The sequence below is a fragment of the uncultured Kordia sp. genome (genome assembly GCF_947489565.1).
Lineage (GTDB): Bacteria > Bacteroidota > Bacteroidia > Flavobacteriales > Flavobacteriaceae > Kordia.
Map to the genome: position 1 here is coordinate 109,215 of NZ_CANLEA010000014.1, position 24,324 is coordinate 133,538.

Annotated in this window: 19 protein-coding genes; 13 read left to right on the plus strand and 6 right to left on the minus strand. The window is 33.9% G+C overall.

Annotated elements, in window-relative coordinates; translation table 11 throughout:
* Window positions 1–301 precede the first annotated feature (301 nt).
* Both Q0845_RS18730 and Q0845_RS18735 read left to right on the plus strand, forming a co-directional pair.
* On the plus strand, window positions 302–517 hold the full coding sequence (locus tag Q0845_RS18730) for a hypothetical protein (RefSeq protein WP_298516489.1): 216 nt from the start codon (window positions 302–304) through the stop codon (window positions 515–517).
* Window positions 518–589: 72 nt separating this feature from the next.
* Entirely contained in the window at window positions 590–775 is a 186-nt protein-coding gene (locus tag Q0845_RS18735) for a hypothetical protein (protein WP_298516492.1), read from the plus strand.
* Between the two features lie 121 nt (window positions 776–896).
* On the opposite strand, the gene Q0845_RS18740 is transcribed toward Q0845_RS18735, so the two are convergent.
* The 4 genes from Q0845_RS18740 to Q0845_RS18755 form a co-directional block, all read right to left on the minus strand.
* Window positions 897–1,124, minus strand: coding sequence for a hypothetical protein (locus Q0845_RS18740; protein WP_298516494.1), 228 nt, complete (start codon window positions 1,122–1,124; stop codon window positions 897–899).
* Window positions 1,125–1,215: 91 nt separating this feature from the next.
* On the minus strand, window positions 1,216–2,856 hold the full coding sequence (locus Q0845_RS18745) for a helix-turn-helix domain-containing protein (RefSeq protein ID WP_298516496.1): 1,641 nt from the start codon (window positions 2,854–2,856) through the stop codon (window positions 1,216–1,218).
* 97 nt (window positions 2,857–2,953) lie between these two features.
* Window positions 2,954–3,904, minus strand: a complete 951-nt coding sequence (locus Q0845_RS18750; RefSeq protein WP_298516498.1) for a phosphoribosylaminoimidazolesuccinocarboxamide synthase — start codon at window positions 3,902–3,904, stop codon at window positions 2,954–2,956.
* Between the two features lie 160 nt (window positions 3,905–4,064).
* Window positions 4,065–5,018: a PhoH family protein gene (locus Q0845_RS18755; RefSeq protein WP_298516500.1), complete on the minus strand. Its 954-nt coding sequence runs from the start codon at window positions 5,016–5,018 to the stop codon at window positions 4,065–4,067.
* A gap of 108 nt (window positions 5,019–5,126) precedes the next feature.
* Here Q0845_RS18755 and Q0845_RS18760 point away from each other — a divergent pair, with 108 nt between their 5' ends.
* From Q0845_RS18760 to Q0845_RS18790, 7 genes are all read left to right on the plus strand, one after another.
* The gene (locus Q0845_RS18760; protein WP_298516502.1) at window positions 5,127–5,957 is read left to right on the plus strand and encodes an SAM-dependent chlorinase/fluorinase; all 831 of its coding nucleotides are present in this window, start codon (window positions 5,127–5,129) and stop codon (window positions 5,955–5,957) included.
* A 3-nt stretch (window positions 5,958–5,960) separates the two neighbouring features.
* Entirely contained in the window at window positions 5,961–6,257 is a 297-nt protein-coding gene (locus tag Q0845_RS18765; protein WP_298516503.1) for a putative quinol monooxygenase, read from the plus strand.
* Window positions 6,258–6,360: 103 nt separating this feature from the next.
* On the plus strand, window positions 6,361–7,176 hold the full coding sequence (locus Q0845_RS18770) for a class I SAM-dependent methyltransferase (protein WP_298516505.1): 816 nt from the start codon (window positions 6,361–6,363) through the stop codon (window positions 7,174–7,176).
* Window positions 7,177–7,902 (plus strand): gliding motility-associated ABC transporter permease subunit GldF, encoded by a 726-nt coding sequence (gldF, locus tag Q0845_RS18775; RefSeq protein WP_298516507.1) that lies wholly within the window; start codon window positions 7,177–7,179, stop codon window positions 7,900–7,902.
* A 2-nt stretch (window positions 7,903–7,904) separates the two neighbouring features.
* Window positions 7,905–9,584 (plus strand): gliding motility-associated ABC transporter substrate-binding protein GldG, encoded by a 1,680-nt coding sequence (gene gldG, locus Q0845_RS18780; protein WP_298516509.1) that lies wholly within the window; start codon window positions 7,905–7,907, stop codon window positions 9,582–9,584.
* Window positions 9,585–9,735: 151 nt separating this feature from the next.
* Window positions 9,736–10,854: a DNA polymerase III subunit beta gene (gene dnaN / locus Q0845_RS18785; RefSeq protein WP_298516511.1), complete on the plus strand. Its 1,119-nt coding sequence runs from the start codon at window positions 9,736–9,738 to the stop codon at window positions 10,852–10,854.
* A gap of 222 nt (window positions 10,855–11,076) precedes the next feature.
* Window positions 11,077–12,315: a hypothetical protein gene (locus Q0845_RS18790; RefSeq protein WP_298516513.1), complete on the plus strand. Its 1,239-nt coding sequence runs from the start codon at window positions 11,077–11,079 to the stop codon at window positions 12,313–12,315.
* A gap of 39 nt (window positions 12,316–12,354) precedes the next feature.
* Here Q0845_RS18790 and argE read toward each other — a convergent pair whose 3' ends face one another.
* Window positions 12,355–13,500, minus strand: a complete 1,146-nt coding sequence (gene argE / locus Q0845_RS18795; protein WP_298516515.1) for an acetylornithine deacetylase — start codon at window positions 13,498–13,500, stop codon at window positions 12,355–12,357.
* Window positions 13,501–13,502: 2 nt separating this feature from the next.
* Window positions 13,503–14,906 (minus strand): TIGR00366 family protein, encoded by a 1,404-nt coding sequence (locus tag Q0845_RS18800; RefSeq protein ID WP_298516517.1) that lies wholly within the window; start codon window positions 14,904–14,906, stop codon window positions 13,503–13,505.
* A gap of 182 nt (window positions 14,907–15,088) precedes the next feature.
* Between Q0845_RS18800 and mnmE the strand changes: the two genes are divergently transcribed.
* The 4 genes from mnmE (at window position 15,089) to Q0845_RS18820 (ending at window position 24,245) form a co-directional block, all read left to right on the plus strand.
* On the plus strand, window positions 15,089–16,480 hold the full coding sequence (gene mnmE, locus Q0845_RS18805) for a tRNA uridine-5-carboxymethylaminomethyl(34) synthesis GTPase MnmE (RefSeq protein WP_298516519.1): 1,392 nt from the start codon (window positions 15,089–15,091) through the stop codon (window positions 16,478–16,480).
* 41 nt (window positions 16,481–16,521) lie between these two features.
* On the plus strand, window positions 16,522–18,159 hold the full coding sequence (locus tag Q0845_RS18810; protein WP_298516521.1) for a tetratricopeptide repeat protein: 1,638 nt from the start codon (window positions 16,522–16,524) through the stop codon (window positions 18,157–18,159).
* 105 nt (window positions 18,160–18,264) lie between these two features.
* Entirely contained in the window at window positions 18,265–18,738 is a 474-nt protein-coding gene (locus Q0845_RS18815; protein WP_298516523.1) for a hypothetical protein, read from the plus strand.
* Entirely contained in the window at window positions 18,729–24,245 is a 5,517-nt protein-coding gene (locus Q0845_RS18820) for a LamG-like jellyroll fold domain-containing protein (RefSeq protein WP_298516525.1), read from the plus strand. Before Q0845_RS18815 ends, Q0845_RS18820 begins: the two co-directional genes overlap by 10 nt.
* Window positions 24,246–24,324 lie beyond the last annotated feature (79 nt).

Below are 24,324 nucleotides of genomic sequence, written 5' to 3' on the forward strand. Positions count from 1 at the left end.
CTCTTGAGTACTGTAAAATAGCGAATTAACTCTTTACATACTTCAAAAACTACTGTTTCAAAAAAGAAACTACGTTCTCCTCTATGCTATTTAAAATATTAAAACCTTTAAGCTATAAATACGGTTTAAAAGTATCGTTAACTGCTCTCAATTTATAAATCTGCAATGCCAATTTTTAAATCGAGTGTAACTCCGTTTTTTTTCAACTATTTCCTCCAATACTTTTATCTCATAATTGCTAGCAGTGAGGCGGATTCTGAAAAGCCTTAATAGAGTAAGAATAATATTTAATCATACGATTATGAAAAAAAAGAGTTTAAATTCCTTAAAACTGAACAAGGAAAAAGTCAGTTTCGTTGGCATAACAAAAGAAATTGTTCGCGGAGGTTTGGCTAGTTGGAGAGGAGTTTCTTGCGTATCTCGTTGTATATGTCCTTGTGAGTATAGTGATAGTTGTCCGATACGTTTAAAAACTAATGAAGGTCCATGTCCAGATGGAACTGAAGGATGCGTTTAGTCTACTATCATAAATAGATACTTTTTAAAATCATCATCATTTATTTAATACTAATTTTTTAATTTTTATATCATGAAAAAAAACATTTTAAACTTAGAAGGAGTTCAGGAAATCAACAAACAGCAACAAGCTAAAATCAATGGAGGTTTTGGCAATATGGCCTGCTATAATAGTAATGATTGTAGTATTCTTAATTCTATACCAGGGATGGAATATGAGCGTTTCTTTTGCTATTGGGGATATTGTCAGATAGCTTAATGCAACAGTGAGTATTGATGGTAAATCTCCATTTTTTCCATCGTATTAATTAAAAACTTTTCAAAATAGAAATAGGCAGAAGCACTGCCTATTTTTTGTTTACATATAAAATTCTAAGTAATTAGGCATATTCACACGTTACACATGTATAACAGTATGTTTTTTCTTGAGATTGTAAATAATACGTCGTGCCACTTGTTGTTTCTCCTGTCCCAAGAGATTGTGAACATGTATGAGATTCTTGACAATCCAAGGCATTACTTCCAACTATTCCGCCTTTGATCGCTGCATATTTTAATGCAGCTATTTGTACTTTCTTTAGCTTCAAATTCTTGTATGCTTTTTTCATAATATAGCGTTTAAATGTTTGGAGCAAAGTACTCGAAAAAAGAGCGCCAACACCTGTGATTTGCGCTCAATTTATAAATTGAGAACAGTTTTTAAGGAAGTTTTTTAATGTATTCAGAAGGATTCATTCCTGTTTTAGCTTTAAAAGCTCTGGAAAAAGGACTGTGACTTTTATAACCGACTTCTTCAGCAATAGCTTTTACCGTGTATTGTCTGAATTGTTCATCAGTTTGTAATCGATGTATAGTATACGTAATCCGTAATTCATTTAAATACTCCGTAAAGGTCTTTTTTTGATGTACATTTAAAATCGTAGATAAATAGGTTGTATTGGTGCCTATTTTTTTAGCCGTAGCGTATAAATTATATTTCGGATTCAAAAAGAATTCATCTTCTTCAAGTTTCTGAAGTTTCTTTAAAATATCGTTTACAGTTTTATCATCTTTTAAGGGTTGAGGAGACGATTTTTTAGAGATGGTTTTCTCTTTGGTTACTTTTCGATACTTATAAGTAATAAAAACAAATACACTGATAATGGCAAACAGTATTCCTAGCATCCAATACAACTGCTTTTTCTTAGCTTGTTTTTGTTTTTCAACATCGCTTTCAGCTTTTTCATAATTATATTTTGTCGTTAAATATAATTTTTGATCTCTTCCTTTTTTTAGTTCTATTGAATCTTTTAAGTCTTCTGATAAAGCCGTATACCGAGTCGCTTTTTTATAATCTCCAAGTTCTCTGTAGGTATTTCTGGTAAGTTTTAAAACATCATAAAATAAATCATCTGGCATATAATTGGACAGCTTTCTTAATTCTATATCTTCCAATACAGATAATGTTTTTGTATAGCGTTTATTTTCATAATGACATTCCGCTATATGTAGTAATACCGTTGAAACTTGCGTCTCATTTTGATCTAAAACAAATATTTTTTTTGCTGCTTCATAGTTTTCAAGTGCTTTAGAAAAATCTTTCTGCTTTTGATAGGCTTTCCCTTTTTGAATTAATAAATTAGCTTTACAATCTTTAAATCTTCCATTATTTTTATTTGCTTCTAGTCCTTTTTCCACATATATAAATGCCGAATCTACTATCGCTGCTTTGTTATAAGCTTTTGCAATAAGTGTATGTAAAACAACGAAGTGCTTTTGATATGTATACGGCTTTTTTACGATCAAATCATTTTCCAAAATATACCGAATCCCGTCTTTGAAAATTTTAACGGATCTAGCCAATTTATTTTCTTCAAGATTTAGATATCCCATATTGACTTTAATCGTAAAAATGAATCGCTGTAGATTATTTCGTTCTGCTATTTTATTCGCTTCATAAAATATTTCTGCAGCTTTTCCATAATTTTTTAAATGTACATAGGTTAATGCTATATTCATTTTAGTTTGTACATATCGTGCGCTATCTTTATCGACTGTAATAACAGCCAATGTCTTTTCATACTGCTCAATAGCTTCTTCATACAAGTTTTTTTTGGCCAAAAACGCTCCTATTTTAAACTCAGACCTGTATACATGTACGGGATCATTGTATTGCTTTGCTTTAGAGGAATAATCTAACGTTAGTGGCAACAAAGAATCTAGTGAAGTTTGAGCATTTACTAAATCTTCGGCTTTTTTTAAAATGGCTTGTATTTCTTTTGCTTCAGTTGATGATTCTTTCGAATGCTTGTTGCAACCAACAATTAAAAATAGAATTAGTAAAAATAAAAAACGACTCATACAGCTTTGGAATGCTTTTTCTTGATGATAGTTCAAAGTAACAAAAAAGAGACATTCATACAGGATGAATGTCTCTTTTTATAATTTTTATAACAGTTTATTTGCTCAAAAAAGAAACGACGTTCTCCTCTATTCTATTCAAAATATTGGAAACATCAGCTTTTTCAAAGGTATCACCCGTAATGTTTTCGTATAATTCAATATAACGATCAGAAACAGACGTTATATATTCGTCACTCATAAAAGGTACTTCTTGTCCTTCTTTCCCTTGAAAACCATTGCTGATTAACCATTGACGCACAAATTCTTTTGACAATTGCTTTTGCGGTTCTTGTTTTGCTTGCAATTCTTCATAAGTATCTGCATAGAAATAACGAGAAGAATCTGGTGTGTGAATTTCGTCGATTAAAACAATCTTACCATCTTTTGTTTTACCAAACTCATATTTGGTATCCACTAAGATTAATCCACGTTCTTTCGCAATTTTTGTACCTTCTGCAAACAGTAAACGTGTATAGTCTTCTAATTTAATATAATCTTCTTCTGATACAATTCCTTTTGCTAAAATGTCTTCACGAGAAATATCTTCATCATGTTCGCCCATTTCTGCTTTGGTAGCAGGCGTAATAATTGGCGAAGGAAATTTGTCATTTTCAATCATTCCTTCTGGCATTTCCACTCCACAAAGCATGCGTTTTCCAGCTTTATATTCGCGTGCAGCATGACCTGATAAATATCCACGAATCACCATTTCTACCTTAAAAGGCGTACAATTGTGGCCAATCGCTACATTTGGATCTGGCGTTGCAATCAACCAATTTGGCACCAAATGTTCGGTAGCTTTCATCATTTTGGTCGCAATCTGATTCAAAATTTGTCCTTTGAATGGAATTCCTTTTGGCATTACTACATCAAAAGCAGACAAGCGATCGGTAGCAATCATGACCAATAGATCGTCATTAATTGTATACACTTCGCGTACTTTTCCTGTGTATTTTGCGGTTTGATTCGGAAAATTAAAATTCGTTCCCGTAATTGTATTACTCATTGTTGTTGTGTTGTTGTTGGGTCTTTGGTCTTTGGTCTTTGGTGTTTGGTGTTGGTGTTATTATTTTTTGCTTCTACTTCATAGTACTTCTCGATACTATTTTCTGTGAAAATCACTCGAAGTGACGTTTAAAAATTTAACATTCAACATTTATAATTTCCTAGTTCTGATGTTCAATGCTCTTATACGCTTCAATCACTTTCTTTACCAATCTGTGACGTACCACATCTTTATCATCCAAATAAATGATTCCAATTCCTTTGATATCTTTTAAGACTAATAATGCTTCTTTTAATCCTGAAATGACTCTTCTTGGCAAGTCAATTTGTCCCGGATCGCCCGTTAACATGAACTTTGCATTTTTTCCCATACGCGTTAAAAACATTTTCATTTGCGCATGTGTGGTGTTTTGTGCTTCATCCAAAATCACAAAAGCATTATCTAAAGTACGACCACGCATAAATGCCATTGGCGCAATTTGAATGGTTCCGTCTTCTATATATTTGGCTAATTTTTCTGGTGGAATCATATCGCGCAATGCATCGTACAACGGTTGCATATACGGATCGAGCTTTTCTTTTAAATCTCCTGGTAAAAATCCTAAACTTTCTCCAGCTTCTACCGCAGGACGCGTTAAAATGATTCGTTTTACTTCTTTATTTTTTAAAGCTCTCACTGCCAAAGCAACTCCTGTATAGGTTTTTCCTGTTCCAGCAGGTCCAATAGCAAATACCATATCATTCTTATTCATCAACTCCACCAACTTACGCTGATTGGCTGTAATAGCTTTGATTAGTTTCCCGTTAGAACCATGTACTAAAGTTTCTCCACTTGCTTCAGAAGTATCATAATCTTTAGTGCTTTCACTCGTAAGTACACGTTCAATGACATTTTCATCAATTTTATTGTACTTACTAAAATGCTCCATAAGCATCGTTAATCGCTTATCAAATTCTTCCAATAAAGCTTCATCGCCGTAGGCTTTAATCTTGTTTCCTCTGGCAACGATTTTAAGTTTTGGGAAGTATTTTTTAAGCAATTCTATGTTGGTATTTTGTTGACCAAAAAACTCTCTTGGACTGATCTCAGAAAGTTCAAAAATAATTTCGTTCAAAAGCGACTCGTATTAAAGATTAGATTTCCGTTTTGTTTTTTTAGATTTGCAAAGCAAACTTACCATTTTTTAATAGATTAAATTTAAAAAAATATCAACAATTCGCCAATGGCAATTATTACATTGACAACTGATTTTGGGGAGAAAGACCATTTTGTAGGCGCAGTTAAAGGAGCTATTTACAGTGAGCTGCCTGACGTTCGTATTGTTGATATCTCACACAGCATAAATCCTTTTAGCATTACGGAAGCAGCTTATATTATTCAAAATGCGTTTAATAGCTTTCCGAAAGGCAGTATTCACATCATTGGAATTGACTCTGAGTTGAATCCTGAAAATAAACATATCGCACTTAAATTGGACGGTCATTTTTTCGTTTGTGCAGACAACGGAATCATGAGTTTGATTGCTTCTGAGATTGTTCCTGAAAAGATTGTAGAAATTAATATTCACGATCGTATCGAGACAAATTTTCCTGTATTGGACGTTTTTGTTCAAGTTGCCTGTCATATTGCACGCGGCGGAACTTTGGAAGTGATCGGAAAAACCATTCAGGATATTAAACATTTAACAGGTCTTAAACCTGTTGTAAATACCGATGAATCTCAGATTATTGGAAATGTAATTTATATTGACAATTACGGAAACGTAGTGTCAAATATTACCCGAAAACTGTTTAAAGATGTTGGAAAAGGTCGCAATTTTGAGATTTCGGCACGTAATTATAAGTTTAAAACCATTCACGAGTGTTATAGCGATGCTATCAATTTTAATTTGGAAAAACACAAACGTGAAGAAGATGGGAAAAAGTTAGCGCTGTTTAATTCAGCAAACTTTTTAGAGTTGGCCATTTACAAAAGCAATCCGCAAACGGTTGGAAGCGCTTCTACCCTTTTCGGTTTGCGATTTAGAGATACCATAACGATTAATTTTATATAATGTATGTTTGTACGCATAGTTAAAATGAGTTTTCACTCGAAATATATTCCTGATTTTTTAGCGATGTTTGAAGAAAAAAAACAGTCTATCAAAGATCGTGAAGGTTGTGAGTTTTTAGAGTTATATCAAGATAAAAACAATCCTGAAATTTTCTTTACGTACAGCCATTGGAAACATGTAGACGATTTGGAAGCGTATCGAAACTCCGAATTATTTAAAAACGTGTGGAAGCAAACCAAAGCTATGTTTAACGACAAACCGTATGCCTGGAGTGTTGATAAATTAGTGAGTTTATCCTAAGAAAAATACTAGAATTAAGAACCAAACGTTACACATTCATAGTTTATGTCAATTACCTTGGAGCAAGCTCACGAGTCATTGAGAAAAAACAGTTAAAACATATATGTTAAGATCATTATATTATCGCTTATCGCCCAAACAACGATTACTACTGAGAAAAGTAGTATACGCGCCTATTGATCTTTTTAGAAAACGCCACGAACTCGAACCGCCAAAAGGATACGTGTATACAGGTCCTGGAAATTATATCGAAATTGGAAAACTTTTCTTTGATTATTTTAAAAAATACGGAAACATTCAACCTACGAGCCGAGTGTTAGATATTGGTTCGGGAATTGGTCGTATGGCAATTCCTTTTACAGATTTTTTAAACGAACAAGGAAGTTATAAAGGTTTTGACGTCGTTGCACAAGGTGTCGATTGGTGTACAGAACATATTACGTCCAAATATCCAAATTTTGTATTTACGCATACACCCTTAAAGAATGATTTGTACAACTTAAATACACATGAAGAAGCTAAGGATTTTACTTTTCCGTATGAAAATGCAAGTTTCGACTTTGCGTTTTTAACTTCTGTATTTACGCACATGATGCCTGCGGATGTTTTACATTACTTGGGAGAAATTAATCGCGTGTTGGATCGTGAAAAAATATGCTTGGCAACGTTCTTTATTTTGGATGAAACGTCTCGCAAACATATGTCGTCTAGTAAAATGAACTTTAAAGTCGATCGTGAAACTTATGCATTGATGGACGAAAAAGTAAAGGAAGCCAATGTCGCTTTTGATAAAGACTATATTTTTGAGCAGTTTACAGCAAAAGGCTTTGAAATTGTCAACTATTTTCCGGGCGAATGGTCTGGAAGAACCGAAAACACCTTATCGTATCAAGATATAATTGTATTAAAAAAGAACTAAATGTTAGCCATACTTAGAAAAGAAATCAATTCCTTTTTTTCCTCGTCGATAGGATACTTGGTAATTGCCTTATTTTTAATTCTCAACGGATTATTCTTATGGTTTTTTAAAAGTGAATTCAATATTTTCAATTACGGATTTGCAGATTTAACACCATTTTTCACCTTAGCACCGTGGATTTTAATCTTTTTAATTCCTGCCATTACCATGCGTAGCTTTTCGGAAGAAAAACGCTTAGGAACGCTTGAATTGTTATTGACCAAACCTATTTCTGGTTGGCAAATTGTTTTAGGAAAGTATTTTGGTGCTTTCGTCTTAATTCTATTAGCATTGATTCCAACACTTTTGTATGTATACACCGTTTGGAGTTTAGGAAATCCTAGTGGAAACCTAGATGTAGGAAGTACGCTTGGCTCCTATTTTGGATTGCTCTTCTTAATTGCAGCCTATACAAGTATTGGTATTTTTACTTCTACGCTTTCGCAGAATCAAATTGTGGCATTTATTGCTGCCGTATTTATCTGTTTTCTAATGTATTTTGGATTTGAAGGTATGGCTTCTGCAGATATTTTTGGAGACTTAAATCCTACCATTGAAAAAATAGGAATGAAAGATCATTTTGATAGCATCTCACGCGGAGTTATTGATACAAGAGATATCATTTACTTTGTAAGTGTCACTGTCTTCTTTTTATTCTTAACTGTAGTACAACTAAAAAAACGATAAGCTTGAAAAAAGAAATTCATACTAGCACTAAAAAAGAAATCCATATCAGCATCAAAATTGTGTTGGTTCTTGCTGGATTGATCATTTTAAATGCCATTGCAAGCAGTATATTTGCTCGTTTTGATTTGACACAAGACAAACGTTATACACTTTCAGAAGCTTCTAAAAATACACTTGTTCCTGTAAAATCTCCGATCAATATTACTATTTTTCTAAAAGGTGATTTGCCTGCGGAATATAAGCGTTTGGCTGACGAAACCGAGCAATTGTTGGCAGAATTTGCAGCGTACAATGACAATGTTGAATACACTTTTGTAGATCCAATTGAAGAAAATGCAGTCGATTTTCTAAATGAAAACGACATGAAACCTAGATATATTACAGAAGAAGCGGCAAATAAAGTTTCTCGAGAAGTTGTATATCCTTGGGCAATTGCTATTTATGATAAAAAGCTAGTGAAGATTCAATTGTATAAAAACAATATTGCAAATTCAGATGAAGAAAAAATTGCAAGTTCTGTACAACATTTGGAATATGCCTTTGCAGATGCATTCAGTAAGTTAACCATCAAGCAGAGACAGCGTGTTGCTATTTTGAGAGGACATAATGAACTTGATGATATCTTTATTTACAGTTTTCAAAAAGCACTAGTTGAATATTACAATCTTGGATCTTTTGACATCACAGCTTTCCCTGATGATCCAGAAAAAACATTGAAAAACTTAGAACGTTTTGACTTATTAGTCGTTCCAAAACCAACTAAAAAGTTTTCTGATAAAGAAAAGTATATTCTCGATCAATACACTATGCGCGGAGGAAAGTCCTTATGGTTGATAGAAACAGCTCAGGCAGAAATGGACAGTATTCGCGAAAAGGGAAAAACACTCGCATTTCCAAGAGATTTAGGCTTGCAAGACTTCTTTTTTAGTTACGGAATTCGTATCAATCCAAAATTAGTCAATGACATGCAATGTGCTGCCATAGGAATGGAATTTGGAGAAGGCAACAACGCTCAATATTTGCCTGTACAATGGCGCTACAATCCGCTAACACAAACCGATCTTAAGCATCCAATAACAAATAATACCAACTTGGTACGTTTTGAATTTGCCAATCAGATTGATGTTTTAAAAAGTGGTCCAAAGAAAACAGTATTATTAAAAAGTTCGCCACAGTCTAAATTAATCGGAATTCCTAAAGAAATTTCATTAAACATCATAGAAAACGAACCAGCTCCAGAAACGTATCAAGGAAAAGGTGGACAAAATTTGGCAGTTTTATTAGAAGGAACGTTTGAATCTGTGTATGCAAATCGTGTGAAACCATTTGAATTATCAGGTGCAAAAAATCAAGGAGAATCCAAAATGTTAGTCATTGCTGATGGTGATGTGATTAAAAATCAAGTCTCGCGTGGACAGCCACAAGAATTGGGTTATGATATCATCACAAAACGTCAATATGGAAACAAAGAATTCCTAGTAAATTCTGTAAATTACCTTTTGGACAACAACGGACTTATAAACATTCGATCGAAAGAATTGAAATTAGCCTTCTTGGACAGTCAAAAAGTAACGGACGAAAAATCGTACTGGCAATGGATAAACATTGGCTTTCCGTTGGCTATTCTTGTAATTTTTGGTGTCGTATTCACGTATATGCGCAAACGTAAATTTGCCAAATAGTTGTTAATAAGTTTCCTTTCTTTACTACAACATTTAAGATATATTTGTAAGAATATAACAATGTGATTCTTTTCGCATGAATTTAGCGCTTAAAAGCTATGCAAATTGATTGAGAAGAATTATTTTTGAACATTAAATAGAACACAAACACATGAAATTTATTGTATCAAGTACATATCTATTAAAACAACTTCAAGTTTTAGGAGGCGTAATTAATAACAGTAACACTTTACCTATTTTAGATAACTTCCTTTTTCAACTCAACGAAAATGAATTGAAAGTATCTGCTTCTGATTTAGAAACCACGATGTCATCGGTTTTAACTGTTGAATCAGACAGTTCAGGAAATATTGCCGTTCCTGCAAAGTTATTATTAGATACTTTAAAAACATTTCCAGAGCAACCATTAACGTTTGTTGTGGAAGATAATAATACGGTTGAAATTAGCTCTAATCATGGTAAATATGCGTTAGCGTATGCAGATGGAGATGAGTTTCCTGCTTCGGTAGAATTGAAAGAACCTAGTTCAACAACGATTGAAGGACATGTGTTGGCTACGGCTATTAGCAAAACAATTTTTGCTTCTGGAAACGATGATTTACGTCCGGTAATGAGTGGTGTATTTTTCCAGTTTTCACCAGAAAACTTAACGTTTGTTGCTACAGATGCACACAAATTGGTAAAATACCAACGTACGGACTTGAGCGCTTCTCAAGTAGCAGAATTCATTATGCCAAAGAAACCTTTAAATCTTTTAAAAGGAATTTTAGGCGGAAGCGAAGAAGAAGTATTGATTGAGTATAATGATAGCAATGCGAAGTTTACATTTGACAATACAGTATTGGTTTGTCGCTTGATTGATGGAAAGTATCCAAACTACGAAGCGGTAATTCCGAAAGAGAATCCAAATAAATTAGAAATCAACAGAAATCAGTTCTTAAACTCTGTACGTCGTGTGAGTATCTTCTCAAACAAGACAACGCATCAAATTCGTTTGAAGATCGCTGGAGCTGAATTGAATATTTCTGCAGAAGATATCGATTATTCAAACAAAGCAGAAGAGCGTTTGACGTGTGATTACCAAGGTGATGACATGCAAATTGGCTTCAACTCACGTTTCTTAACAGAAATGATCAACAACTTAGGTTCGGATGATGTTTCTTTAGAAATGTCCTTACCAAATCGTGCAGGAATTTTAACTCCAATTGACGGATTAGAAGAAGGCGAGCATATTACCATGTTGGTGATGCCGGTGATGTTGAATAACTAGAATTTAGGTATTTGGTTTTGGGTATTTGGTGTTAACCAATGATCCCAGAACATTTTGAGAATACATATTTTATATAGAAAAATCCGTTATGCAATTGCGTAACGGATTTTTTTATTACATGAAATTTCATCAATTATATAACTATAAAAATCATATGAATATTCTTTTTTAACTTGTAGTCTTTAACATTATTTAAAAACAATCACTAATAATGCCCACACTATGAAAAATATTCTGGTCCTATTCTTTATTTTATTTTTTCAGTTATTTTTTGCGCAAACTCCAGAAAAAATAAACTATCAAGCTGTTATGCGTGATACAAATGGAGCTATTATAGCGAATCAAAATATAAGTTTGGAAATTTCTATTATTGAAAATTCTATCTCAGGGACATCTGTCTATACTGAAACACATAACTTAACAACTACTGCAACAGGATTGATTACACTCCAAATTGGTACAGGAACCACAACAAGTAGTTTTTCCACTATTCAATGGAGCGAAACCAATCATTTTTTACAAGTCTCCATCGATCCTAGCGGCGGTTCAAACTATACCATGATAAGCACACAGGAACTTGTGACAGTTCCTTACGCTTTTCACGCAAATACAAGTGTGAGCTCTAAGAGTCTCCAAGATACGGATGCCAATACCAAAATTCAAGTAGAGGAAACTACCAACGATAATATCATTCGTTTTGACATTGCTGGACATGAATCTGTTCGATTAAAGCACAGTACTTCAAACTATCCAATTCTTGAATTTATTCAAAATCCTAGCAGCATCTTTTTAGGTCGAAACGCAGGAGAAAACACCAGCGTAACAAATGGAAATAATATATTTATTGGTGATCAAACAGGAACAAACAATACCACAGGAATTAATAATGTCTTACTAGGAAGTGCCGCGTTAAGTATGAGTCAGAGCAGTTCAAATGTAACAGCAGTTGGACAAGGGTCTGGAGTAAATGCTACTGGAGACGGACATGTATTTTTAGGATATCAAGCAGGAAGTGATGCTTCTGGTAATAATAAATTATATATAGAAAATTCCGCTTCACAAACACCATTGATCTATGGCGAATTTGACAATGATTTGGTGAGAATCAATGGAACTCTAGAAACAACTTCAAACACTACAATTGAAGGCGATTTAACAGTTAATGGTTCCATTACCAACAGCGCGGGCTATTCCACAGCAACCATTATTAAAGCTTCTATATTTAGAAATGTGATTCCTATACCGGCTAACTTTCCTTTCCGCTTACAGGATTTCACGATTCTTGGAGCAGAACTTGGAGATGTCGTTTATGTAACACCAAGTGGGCAATTAGATAGAGATATCGTTATTGGGCAAGCTTGGGTTATTTCGAATGATACTGTTCGAGTACGATTTGTAGGGGCGCAAAATACGGACCCTGACGGTTTAGGACTTACCTATCATTTTGTAATTATTAAATAATACTAATACCCAAAAGCGAAGTGCCCCAATACCTAGCTCCTACTCCATTTCCTTTACCAATTTTTCCAGTATTACAACACAACTGTCTAATTGTTCTTGTGTTACAAACTCATTGGCTCTATGTGCTTGGTCTATACTTCCTGGCCCACAGATAATACTTTCATATCCACCTTCATGAAACTGTCCGGCTTCGGCAGCATACGCAACTGTTTTCCAAGTATAATTTCCAGTCAATTTTTGTACGAGTCCCACAATACTATCCGTTTCTTTGGTGTCTAACGCAGGAACTGGCGGATGTATTAAGGTATTTGTAATCTTAAAATTTGGAAACTTTTTTTGTACTTCTACTTCTCTTTCTGCACAAAAAGCATAGTAATCTTCAAATATTTGGTAAATATCATCTTTTGGAATCACGCGAATATCCCATTCAAAACTACAATAATCTGCTACAATATTTGTGGCAACACCACCATGAATCTGTCCAACATGAATGGTAGAATGTGGTGGCGTGAAACGATCGTCTACGGAAGTTGCAGCTATCGTTTTCATTTTATTTTCCAGCCACAGTATTAATCGTGTACTTTCATGAATGGCACTTATTTCTTTATGAATTCCGCTACTATGTCCCGCAGAACCATTGACTTCTGTTTTTACATAACAAACTCCTTTTTTTCCAATTACAGGTTCCAACATTGAAGGTTCGCCAATAATTGCATATTTGGGAGTTTCTGTATACGTTTTTTGCATATGTTTAATCAAATCAGGCGCTGCCAAACAACCAATTTCTTCATCATAACTAAATGCAAAATAGATCGGCTTTTTTAAATCGGTCTCAATCATTGTTGGTAAAGTTGCCAAACAACAAGCTACAAAACCTTTCATATCACAGCTTCCGCGTGCATACAATATTCCTTCTTTTTCGGTTAAGACAAACGGATCAGTATCCCATTTTTGTCCTTTTACAGGAACGACATCGGTATGTCCCGAAAGAATCACACCGCCATCTACCGCAGGTCCAATTCTACAATGCAAAGAAGCTTTAGTATTTTCTTCATTAGGAACCAATGTTGTTGGTATTCCATGTGATTCAATATATTCTTTAATCCAATGAATAATACTCAAATTACTTTCGCCTCCCAATACAGGAAAACTTACTAAATGACTTAATATTGTTGTTGCGTTCATAGTTAATTATAACCTATTAATACTGCTATTACGAGTGTAATTGCTGAAAAAATAAATACTGTAATGGCGACTGGAAGTATGAATCGAAACCAACGATCTATAGAGACACGACACATACTGAGCATCGCGATTAATCCGCCAAGTGTTGGATTGATTAAATTAGAAACTCCATCGCCTATTTGAAATGCTAAAATAGTAGTTTGGCGTGTTAAACCAATGACTTCTCCCGAAGGAATCATTACGGGTAACGTTGCTAATGCTTGTCCACTTCCGGAAGGTATAAAAAAGTTAATCACACTTTGTGATATGGACATTCCTACCGCAGAAACATGCAAAGGCAAATCTTTTAATAACTCAGATAAATGAAATGAAATTGTATCACTAATATGTCCCATTTCTAACAAGACTTTGATCGTTGTTGCAAAACCTACCATAAAAGCGCCTGGTGCTACATAAGCTACCGATTTTAGTAAGGTATCACTAAAAGTATTGGCGTCCATTCTTCCTATAATTCCTGCAGCGATGGCAACCATTAAAAATATAGCAGAGATTTCATTGAGATACCAATTCAGATTAAAAACGCCATATAAAATGGACGCTAAACCAATGATGAATGCAGAAATTACTAGCCAATTATTGATCGACATTGTATAATCCTTAATAGGTTTGGAAAGTGAAATTCCATCTATATTCAAACCTTTTCCAAGACTTTTGTCTGGATTTTTAGTAATCTTTTTTAAATATCTAACATTGTAAAAAGCTAAAAACCCAAGTGCACTTATACATAAAATACTTCGCAATAAAGCGCCTGAAAATAACGGAAGTTCTGCAATTTTATGTCCAACACCAACCGTGTAAGGGTTTATGGGTGAAAGTCCAAATCCAATAGTAATGGCTCCTACTGAAATTCCCGCGGCTAATAGCAAATCGCCTCCAAGTGCTAAGGCAACTACTGCTGCAATAGGAACCATGGCGATATTGTGTTCATATCCCACAAAAACTCCCAAAGCACCGTAAATAAAGGTCATAATGACTACAGCTAGGTATTTATTTTCTTGCCCAAGTGTCTTTACAAACGTTCCCACAGCATTTTCAATAGCTTTTGTACGTTCCATAATTCCAAACATAATTCCTCCGGCAAGGACGACAAATATAACTTCTATCGCGGCTTTAAATCCTAAAGGAATCGCTTTAAACATGTCTAAAAAACCTATCGGTGTATTGGGAATGGTTTCGTAAGAATTTGGAATTACGCGATTGCGACCGTCTATTAACATACGTTTAAATTCTCCCGCAGGAATCAAATACGTTAGTAAGGTTACAAAAACGATAATGAAGAATACGATCACTACGGCATGAGGAATATGTTCATACCATCGCTTTGATTTTTTTGATGTTGTATTCAATGTTTTATCTTATTTATATATAGAAGACGGTAATTTACTTAAATTATTTAGAGAACACTGTATTCTGTGGATTGCATTTTAAAATTTATTTACCATTTAAAATAGGTTTTCTTTTCTAAAAGATTCCTGCCTTCACAGGAACAAGCCAAACATATTCCCTATTTTTGCACAAATTTTACACTATGATTCCAAATGATACGATTGTGGCGTTGGCAACACCTTCTGGTGCTGGTGCTATTTCTGTGATTCGAGTTTCGGGAAAAGATGCTATTACGATTTGTGAACCACTTTTTAAATCGATTCGTAATAAGAAGCTGACCAAACAGAAGTCGCACACCATTCATTTAGGTCATATTATAGATGAAAACCGTTATTTGGATGAAGTGTTAGTGTCTTTGTTTAAAGGACCTCACTCCTACACGGGCGAAAATACCATCGAAATTTCGTGTCATGGTTCTGTATACATTCAGCAGCAAATTATTCAATTATTATTGCGTAATGGTTGCCGAAATGCCAATGCTGGAGAATTTACCTTGCGTGCTTTTTTGAATGGAAAACTCGATTTATCGCAGGCGGAAGCTGTGGCAGATTTGATTGCGAGTGACTCGGAAGCTTCACATCAATTGGCAATGCAACAAATGCGTGGCGGATTTAGCAATGAAATTAAGAACTTGCGTGAAGAGCTGTTAAACTTTGCTTCACTTATAGAATTGGAACTTGATTTTGCAGAAGAAGATGTAGAATTTGCCGATCGTACGCAGTTTAAAACCTTAGTACAGCGCATTCAATTTGTCTTAAAACGCTTGATTGATTCGTTTGCTGTTGGAAACGTAATTAAAAACGGAATTCCTGTTGCGATTGTTGGTGAGCCGAATGTTGGAAAATCCACCTTATTGAATGCTTTATTAAACGAAGAACGCGCTATTGTTTCGGACATTGCCGGAACCACTCGTGATACCATTGAAGATGAATTGGTAATTGATGGAATTTCGTTCCGATTTATTGATACTGCTGGAATTCGGGAAACCAAAGATGTCGTAGAAAGTATCGGAATTCAGAAAACATTCGAGAAAATTGAACAAGCACAGGTTGTTATTTATTTGATAGACAGTTCTCAATTGACAGAGGAACGTTTAGCACTGCTGAAAACTGAAATTGGGAAGATTAAAAATAAGTATCCGCAAAAGCCATTGGTAATTGTGGCGAATAAGATTGATATGCTTGAAGAAGCACAAATTGCCCAACTGAAAGCTGAAATTGAACAAATACATATCCTTTCTGCCAAAGAAAATATTGGTGTCGATTCATTAAAAGATAAACTCGTTTCCTTTGTAAATACTGGCGCTTTGCGTAACAATGAAACCATCATCACAAATACACGTCATTACGATGCTTTATTAAAAGCTTTGGAAGAAATTGATAAGGTTCATTACGGATTGGAATCTGGATTGTCTGGTGATTTGATGGCGATTGATATTCGTCAAGCTTTATATCATTTTGGAGAAATTACTGGAGAAATTACAAGTGATGATTTGTTAGGAAATATCTTTGCTAATTTCTGTATTGGGAAATAATTTATAAAAGAATTGCTACTGAAATCTTAAATTGTACAGCAATGAAAAATCTTCTTCTTTTCTCATTATTATTCACTGCAATTTGTTTTTCACAAGAAGAAAACCAAGAACTGATACAACTTGAAAAAAACCTCAACAATGCTGCAACAAATACTGAAAAGATTCAAGCCTTACTAGACTTGGGTGAATACGAGCTGGATCATAATTTTGGCAAAGCTGAATTTATACTTCAAGAAGCATTTCAACTCACACAAAACGATCAAAATATTGCTCCAAAATATAGTGCGTTAGTAGCGGTACAATTAGGTGTTTTAAATCGTAGAAAAGGACAACATGCAGCAGCAATCAAACAGTATTTACAAGCACTCTCCTATTTTGAACAGGTAAAAGATACTGCCAATATTGCAGATGTGTATCATAATATTGGCGTATTGCACAAGTTTCAAAGAGATTATAAAGCCTCATTTGAATATTTAGAGAAAGCCCGAAAACTACATGTCAAACTTACTAACAAACAAGGAATTGCCAATGCACTATTAATGATAGGAAGTAATTATAAGGCGCTTAAAAAAAGTGATTCTTCTGAATTGTTTTATGCGAAAGCTAAAGAAATGTATCTCGCTATAAATGATCATAAAAGCATTGAAAAAGTCAATAATTACTTAGCATCTTTATATATAAAAACGGGAAAGGATTCACTCGCACTTCAATTGAATCATGAAAATATAGCGCGTTCCAAAAAGAATAATGAAAACTTATCGCTAGTTACCAATTACTTAAGTATTTCAAACATTTATTATAAACAAAAGGATTATAGAATTGCAGGAAAGTATGTAGATTCAGCAATTAAGCTTTCAAAGAAAGAAGGTTTTAAGCAAAAATTAGCTTCTGCTTACAGCAAAAAGAGTCGATTATGGTATCGATTGGAAAATTATAAATCGGCATATTTATCGCATCGCAAGTACAAAAAATACGCAGATTCACTTTTCAATATTGAGAATACTAAAAAACTTCAGGAATTGGAATTGCAGTATCAATTTGAAAAAGAACGTCAAAAAATTACCCAAAAGACAGCTGCAGAAGCAACGCAGAAATGGCTGTATTTTATATTGTTTCTATTAACACTTGTAAGTGCAATTTTGGCTAGTTTATTATTGAAGCGAAGTTTTAAAAACCGTGCAAAAATTGCAAGCGAAAAATTAGCGCAAGAACAAGCACAAAAAAGAGCTTTAAACGAAAAAGTAAAAGTGAACGAAGAGGAAACAAAGCATTTAATTGCTGACAATTCCATGCGTTTAGAGTTTAAACAAGAACTCTTGGATCAACTCAAAACAGAAATTAACAGTATAAAATCTTTGGAAGAAATGAAAAAAACCATGAGTTCGTTGATTTCAAAATTACAATTACAAATTGCGACAGAAAATAAACTTTCATCCATTCAAGATAAAATTGAAGAAGTGAATAAAGGTTTTGATAAGAAACTTCGAGAACACTATCCTAAGTTAACCAAAACCGATCGGGAAATATGTGCATTGATGCGTTTAAATTTATCCATAAAAGAAATTGCTACCATTAGAAATTCATCCATCGATGCTGTAAAAGCAGCACGTTATCGTATTCGAAAAAAGATGCAATTGGCAGCTGGAGAAGAATTGGAATATATCATTCAAAGCCTTTAAATACTGGGCTGTCACTTTTTGTTACCTAAAAATCACATCACATTATAAGTACAAATCTAGCGGCATTGTTACTTTTGTTTCACACTGATATTTATACAAAAGACAATGAAAAAACACCTACTTTTATTTTTCTTCATTTTTAGTAGTTTTTTAGCAGCACAAACCACCTTTGTTCCTGATGATAATTTTGAAGCGTATTTAGAAGCCAATGGCGCAGGAAATGGAATACCTAATGACAATCTTGCAAGTACACCAGGCATGCAAGGACTTCCATTTTTGAACATTCAAAATCAAAATATTGCTGATTTAACTGGAATCGAAGCGATGACAAACTTGTTTACGATCATCGCCAACGGAAATACATTTATAATTTTAGATGTAAGTAATAATACCAACCTAAATACAATTATTGCCAACAATAATCCTAACTTAACAACTTTTGTTACTGCTGCAGGAAATAATATACGAACCTTGAATCTAAGTAATAGTGCAATTACGCAATTGGACACGAGTTTGTTATTAAATCTAGAAACACTCGATGTAAGCAATAATATGATTGCTTACATCGAGTGTTTCTAGATTTAATCAGTAATGGAATGCTCGACAATGTGTATGTTCAAAACAATGCGCTTACGTTTTTAAATGTTGCCAATGGAGCCAACGGAGATATCCAAGATTTCAACGCTGCTGGAAATGCAGGTCTTACGTGCATTAATGTAGACAATGCGAGTGCAGGTTATTTAACCATATGGAATAAAGATGCTACCACAAGTTTTGGCGAACATTGTTATGATACAATGGTTCCTGACGATAATTTTGAAAATTATTTAGAAACACATGATGATAATGGAAACATTGTTCCTTTAGGATCTAATAGAAGTATGGGAAATGGAATTGCCAATGACGATCATGTACGAACTTCCAGAATTAGTGGCGTTACTTCCTTGAATATTTCTTCAAGTATGATTGCTGATATTACAGGAATAGAAGATTTTGCAGTTTTAGAAATTTTAGATTTTTCTATGAATGGAGTTGGTAATTTTGATCTTTCAAACAATATTGCTTTAAAAGAATTGTATTGCGCTTCTAATGGTATGAGTAGTATTAATATTGCTGCTAATGCTAATCTTGAAATACTAGACTGTTCAGACAATAGTATGCTAACAATTGATGTAAGTGCCAATATAAACTTAAAAGAATTGAATACCGCTGATAATGGAATAACTTCGTTAGTTTTAGGAAGTATTAACGCATTAAAAAAGTTGAATTTAGCAAATAATAATATACCAACAATCAATTTTAGCAATCTATCGAACGTAACAGATTTAGATGTAGATAACAATTTTGATTTCAATTCTTTAGACTTTAGTCCGTTAACAAGTCTTGTGAATTTAAACGTAGACCAAACAAGTCTTTCCAATATCAATCTTACTAATAATACATTGCTAGAAACCTTATCTATTAACTTTTTAGGTAGTTTAACTTTAGACTTATCCAATAACGCTGCTTTGACTTCATTATCTGCAGAGACAAGTGATATAACGAGCTTAAACATACAAAACGGAAATAATGCCAATATGACTTTTTTTGATGCGCGATTTAATGAATTGAGTTGCATACAAGTTGATGACCCTACTGCAAGTTATTTAAGTACATGGCTAAAAGATAATTTTGTCTCTTTTGGTTCTAATTGTAGTATGACAAGCATTCCAGATGTTAATTTTGAGTATCATCTTGAAAACCATGATGCCAATGGAAATATCGTTGCTATAGGAAGTCCAAACAGTATGGGAAATGGAGTTTTGGATGATGGTTTTGTGCTAACTTCTATAATTACTGGAGTTACCTATTTAGATATTTCAGGAAATAGTATCAATCAATTGGACGGACTGGAAGCTTTTACAGCGCTAGAAATATTAATTTGTTCAGATAATAACTTTAATGAATTTGACTTTTCGCAACTGCCACTTTTGAAAGAGTTAACCATGAGCGATTTATTTTTTGCGGTACTCGATTTGTCTAGTAATTTAAATCTGGAAAAATTAATCTATAACAATGCCAATAGTACTTCCTTAAACCTAGGAAATAATACTATGATCACAGAATTAAATATTGGGAATAACAACATAGGTTCATTTGATTTTTTGCCATATACAACCCTTGAAATTTTAAACTTATCAGGTAACATTGGGCTATTTGAATCGACTTTCACTACTCTTTCCAATTTAAAAGAACTAAACGTAAATGGAGTAGGCATACTTAGCCTAAATCTTTCAAATAATTTATTACTAGAATCTCTTGCTTTAGATGAAGCCTTAGGTTTTTATTTAGACCTTTCTTCCAATACAGCTTTGACAAGCTTATCCGCTCGTAATGCAGAGTTGTCAGGAATCAACATTCAAAATGGTAATAATGCTAACATTACATATTTTGATGCAGAACAAAATAGTACAACTATGAACTGTATTCAGGTTGATGATCCAAATGCTTCATACTTGAACACTTGGGATGTAGATAGTAATGTGGTTTTTACCTTAGATTGTAGTCTGACAAATATTCCTAACGCTAATTTTGAAAACTATTTGGAAACCCATGATGCTGATGGAGATTCTGTTCCTGTAGGCGATCCAATGAGTTTAGGAAATGGAATTGCGAATGATAATAAGGTGTTTACCTATAGAATTGCTTCTGTCACAAGTTTAGATATTAGCAATCTAGCTATTGGGCAATTTATTGGAATTGAATACTTTATTGCGTTAGAACATTTGGATTGTAATGGCAATTCAGGAGGTAATTTAGACTTAAGTAATGCCGTAAACTTACTAACATTAGATTGCTCAGGAAACGATTTGGAGGCAGCAGATTTTTCGAATAACACACAACTTACCATTTTAGATTGTAGTTCTAGTACTATAGGCCCTTTAGATTTGGGTTCCAATACGAATTTGGTCAATCTAGATATCAGTGATAATCCTTTCATAGCATCTCGCTTTGATGTAAGTGGATTACCTAATTTAGAAATATTAAATGCTAGCAACATTGGTCTTACTTCAATAGATTTTAGTGTAAATACGAATCTGAAAACATTGAATATTTCTAATAATAGTAGTTTAGTCAATTTAAATGTGTCTAATAACCTCTTACTTGAATCTTTACAAGTTGATAGTGCTTCTGGTTTTGCTCTAGATTTATCAAACAATATTGCACTAACATCTTTTTCAGCAAACAATAGTGATCTGTCTAGTCTAAATATGAAAAATGGAAATAATGCTAATGTCACGTATTTTGATGCGCGTATTAATGTATTTAACTGTATTCAGGTTGATGATCCAACTGCTGCTTATTTGAGTACTTGGCAGAAAGATGCTAGTACCTTTTTCAGTTCAGATTGTCGACAAACCTTCGTTCCTGATAATAATTTTGAAAACTATTTAGAAACGCATGATGCTTCTGGAAATACTGTGGCTGTTGGTGATGCTACTAGTATGGGAAATGGTATAGCGAATGATGATTATGTAAGTACAGTCGCCATAGAAACCGTAACAAGTTTGAGTTTGTTTAGTGAAAATGTAGCTGATATAACAGGAATTCAAGATTTTACAGCCTTGACAAGTTTTGTTTCGTATGAAAACGATTTTACAACGCTAGATGTAAGTGCAAATACAAATTTAGAATCTTTAAATTGTTCATTAACACCTATTAATTCAATTACCATAGGAAACAACACAAACTTGACGAATTTAGGTGTATTCAATACTGCTTTAGCAACACTTGATATAAGTCAATGCCCGAATTTGGAAGTACTATCATGTTCGTTTACTCCTATTGTAAATTTAGATCTGACAGTAAATACAAAACTAAAACAAATATTTGCTGATGAAACACCTAGTTTAACGAGTATTGATCTTTCTGGACTTATAGATTTGACAGAACTACGACTAGACAATTCTGGAATAACAAGCTTAGAGGTAACTACCAATACAGCCTTGGTAGAATTACGCATTCAAAATGTGAACATTGACACAATTGATCTTTCAAACAATACAGCTTTAAAAGAATTATACGCTTCAAATGCTAGTTTGACAGCATTAAATGTATCAAACAATATACTATTAGAGTTTTTAGGAACAAGTGACAATGCTATTAATATTCTTGATCTTTCTCAAAATACAGCATTGACAAATGTTTTTATTCAAAATAATAGCTTGACCTATTTAAACCTTAAAAATGGTACAAACATGAGTATTACTAGCATAAATATTAGTGGCAATCCGAGTTTGACGTGTGTATTGGTAGATAATGATACCTATGCGAATACCAATTTTACCAACAAAGATGGACAGACTTTTTACAATGAAGATTCTTGTGGACAAACATTAGAGTGTCCAGTAGATGTCACTGTAGAAGAAAATGGATCTTGTGAAGCTACCATCAATGCTCCTACTCCAATAGTATATGGAGATGGACTTACTGCTGGTACCGCTTTAAATTTTGATGGAGTTGATGATCGATTGACTGTTTCTAGTGGTTTTACAAATGATTTAAGCGAAATTACCATAGAAACTAAAGTATATTTTGATAACATCGATAATTGGGATGCCATATTAAACTATACAAATTGGGCACCTGGATATTTACATTACCAATTAAATACAGGTGGAAATTTAGGTTGGTCTGTGAATGGAAATTCGCCAACAGATCAGTATGTAGATTTAGGATTACAAACGCATACATGGTATAATATAGCGGTTTCCTATTCTGCTACTGATAAAGTAATTCGCTTCTACTTAAATGGAGTATTGCAAGCACAACGCACCTATACTACTGCGCTTCCATTAGTTGCTAACAGACAATTTATTATTGGCGCATGGAATTCTAATCGATTTTTAGATGGTAGTATTGATGATTTCCGCATTTGGAATACGACACGAACAGAGACAGAAATACAAGAAACCTTAAATATTCCGCTTTCGGGTAATGAAGCTGGATTAATTGCTTATTACAACTTTAATGAAGGGCAAGCATGTGCTGATAATTCAAGTATTACAACAGCCAATGATCTAACAGGTAATTACAATGCTACACTCAATAATTTTGACCTTTCTGGATTCACCATAGATTGTAGTTCAAACTTTACGCTAGGAACAATTCAAGAGTATCTACTCGTAAATGATTACAACAATGCAAGCATTCTTAACGAAACATTTCCTGTTGGAACAACGAATGTTACTTGGACCTTTACAGATGCGCAAAATCAAACAAGTCAATGCATGCAAACGATTATTGTGGAAGATTCAGACGGAAGTTGCAATGAAGTGGCTTTGAGTCCTAAAGTATTTTTACAAGGAGCATTGTTAAACGCTAATACAGGAGAAGAAAACTGGATGCGTGACGATCTTCGTAATGCAGGATTAATACCAACAACTTCTCCATATGATATGTCGGAAGTAAATGGAGTCATATTTATGTTAGCGGGACAAGATGCAATTGTAGATTGGGTACAACTAGAATTAAGAGATGCTACAAACAACAATACAATCATCGTAGAAACGAGTGCTCTGCTCCAACGTGACGGTGATGTAGTTGCTCTTGATGGAGTTTCTCCTGTGACAATAACTATTGGACATGATGACTATTATGTAGTTATTAAACACAAAAATCACTTAGGAATCATGACGGCAATGCCAGTAGCATTAACAAATACACCAACTACTGTCGATTTTACAGATGCAACTAACCAGATTACGTATGGAAGTAACGCACAAACAACCTTCGGAATGCCTTCTGGAATAGTAGCCATGTGGTCTGGAAATGCCAATGGAGATACCATTGTTCAATACTCGGGAACGTCTCCGGATACACCAAATATTCTATCACTAGTCTTAAATGATGTTGGAAACTTTCTAAACTTCCCAACGTACATTGTAGCTGGTTATACGAACAATGATGTTAATATGGATGGAAGTACGCAATATTCTGGAACAAACCCTGATACACCATTGATTTTACAGAATGTATTGGCGCATCCTGGAAATTTCTTGAATTTTAGTACGTATCAAATCACAGAACAATTACCCGAAAATTAATAAAGACAAAACATATAAATTTAATAAAAACGGCATCTAATTTCAGGTGGCGTTTTTTAGTTTTACAAATAGGGATCAA